Below are 2,244 nucleotides of genomic sequence, written 5' to 3'. Positions count from 1 at the left end.
GCACCGGCAGTGCGAGAAAGGAGGCCGCAGCGGTTGCGAGCGTGCTCAGCAGATAGGCCGAGCCGGAGAACGCTCGATCACGCATTCGCCCTTGTGGCATGGAGATGATTATCAGCCACCGGTTCCCGATCGGGCACTACAGCGGCCTGTACCACCACATCGGCGGCCTGCTGCATCGGATTGGACGCCCCGCCGAAATAGCGTCCCCGACCATGAAATCAACACACCTGATCCCCGCCCTCGCCCTGGTCGCTCTCTCCACCGCCGTCGCGCCCCTGTCCGAAGCCGCCGCTTCACCCCCGCCTCTCGACTGGAAACCATGCGCCCAAGGCCCGGACGACGCCGAAGGCATGAATCTCGACCAGGCAGGCGCACAGTGCGCGGAACTCACCGTCCCGCTCGACCATTCCAAGCCGGGCGGACGCACCATCAAGCTCGCGCTGTCGCGCCTCCCGGCCACGGACCGCGCCCATCGCATCGGCACTTTGATCCTCAACAGCGGCGGCCCTGGCGAGCCCACGCTGTCCATGCCCCTGGAGACGCGCGCGGCCATGAAGAACGTAGCCGCCCGGTACGACATCATCGGCCTGGACCCGCGCTTCGTCGGACGCAGCACACCGCTCGACTGCGGCTGGCCCATCGGGCTGTTCCTCCGCTCGGCGGGCGCGACCCGCGCCGGCTTCGACCACCAGGTCGCGGTACAGCGCGACCTGGCCGAACGCTGCGCCCAACGGCACGCCGACGTGCTCCCGTACGTCAACACGCGCGACACGGCCCGCGACATCGACCTGGTGCGCCGCGCCCTCGGGGAGCGCCGGATCTCCTTCCTCGGCTACTCCTACGGCGCCTACCTGGGCGCGGTCTACACCCAGATGTTCCCTGGACGCACCGACCGCGTCGTCCTGGACAGCGCGGGCGACCCGGGCAAGTGGGGCCCCAGGGCACTACAAGGCACCGAAGATGAGGCAGACCGCGCGCTGCGCGGCTGGGCTACCTGGGCCGCAGAGCGCCACAGCACCTACAAGCTCGGCCCCACCCCGGCCCGCGTCCTCGCCACCGTGGACAGGATCGTCGCCGCCTCAGCAGACCGCCCGCTGCGCGTCGGCCCCCACGAACTGGACGACCAGGTCATCCCGTACCTCCTCGCCAACGGCTCAGGCAACGACAACCCCGCGTCCCGCGCGGACTTCGCCGCCACCGTCCAGCTCCTGAACGAGGCCGCCCACGGCCGCGAGGTCACCCCCGGCCAGGACCTCGACGGATTCCTCCGCTTCGTCCTGACCCCCGCTGGATCCCCGCTGGCCAGCCCGGTGGCCGCGATCACCTGCGGCGACCGCGCCGCGCCCCGCGATCCCGAGACCTACTGGAACGACATCCAGCGCAGCCGCGCCCGCCATCCCCTCTTCGGCCCCCTCAAGCAGAACATCTGGCCCTGCGCCTTCTGGCCGAACCCGCCGCGCGAACATCCCACCCACGTCGGCAACCCGACCCCTGCGCTGATCGTGTCCGCCACCGGCGACACCGCCACCACCTACGAGGGCAGCAAGGCCATGCACCGCGCACTGTCCGGTTCCCGCCTTCTCACCCTGCGGAACACGACCGCCCACGGAATCTACGGCGAGAACGGCAACCCCTGCGTAGACGCCAAGGTCAACGCCTACTTCGCCACCGGCACCCTCCCCACCACCAACCCAACCTGCTGATGGCGGTTCTCAAGAGCCCTCTCGGTCGCCGTGAGGGCTCTTGAGCAATTGCTCGACCTGCTGGCGGCTGTACCGCCGGTGCCCACCGGGCGTGCGGACGAAGGCGAGCCGTCCATCGCGGGCCCAGTTCAGCACGGTGTCCGAGCTGACACCGAACGCCCTGGCCACTTCCATGGGGGAAAGGAGCTGGTCAGGGCTGAAGTCCCAGCCGTGCAGATGCGTCTTGGTCACTGAAGGATTTCCCTCGGGTTGAATGCCACCTCGACGGCGGGCGGGGGGAACGGTGCGGAATCCACATTCCGCAGCGCGAGCATGACCCGGGCGTGCTCGATGCGGGCGGACGCGCGGCAGCGCTCGCCGTCCGGGGCCGGGTTCGTGAAGCCAGGGAACGTAAACACGCAGTACGGCAACCTGATACCAGGTGTCCACCGCCACCGTGTCAGGATCACGGGCACGTCCACTCCGCGTAGACGACCTTTCCGCCCGTTTCCATCTGCTGGACACCCCACCGGGAGGCGAGCTCACCCACCATCAGGAGCCC

Annotated in this window: 3 protein-coding genes; 1 reads left to right on the top strand and 2 read right to left on the bottom strand. The window is 69.4% G+C overall.

Features of this window, described 5'->3' with window-relative positions; genetic code table 11:
• The first annotated feature begins 98 nt into the window (after nucleotides 1-98).
• The gene (locus tag E1264_RS42160) at nucleotides 99-1,703 is read left to right on the top strand and encodes an alpha/beta hydrolase (protein WP_243711514.1); all 1,605 of its coding nucleotides are present in this window, start codon (nucleotides 99-101) and stop codon (nucleotides 1,701-1,703) included.
• A gap of 9 nt (nucleotides 1,704-1,712) precedes the next feature.
• Here E1264_RS42160 and E1264_RS42155 read toward each other — a convergent pair whose 3' ends face one another.
• Nucleotides 1,713-1,877, bottom strand: coding sequence for a helix-turn-helix domain-containing protein (locus E1264_RS42155; protein ID WP_132183128.1), 165 nt, complete (start codon nucleotides 1,875-1,877; stop codon nucleotides 1,713-1,715).
• A gap of 53 nt (nucleotides 1,878-1,930) precedes the next feature.
• Nucleotides 1,931-2,101, bottom strand: coding sequence for a hypothetical protein (locus tag E1264_RS44325; RefSeq protein ID WP_165964670.1), 171 nt, complete (start codon nucleotides 2,099-2,101; stop codon nucleotides 1,931-1,933).
• Between the last annotated feature and the right edge of the window lie 143 nt (nucleotides 2,102-2,244).

Source organism: Actinomadura sp. KC216, from assembly GCF_004348535.1.
In the GTDB taxonomy this organism is placed as follows: domain Bacteria; phylum Actinomycetota; class Actinomycetes; order Streptosporangiales; family Streptosporangiaceae; genus Spirillospora.
The sequence above is the reverse complement of the archived record's forward strand: the minus strand, read 5'-3'. Positions and strand labels throughout refer to the sequence as shown.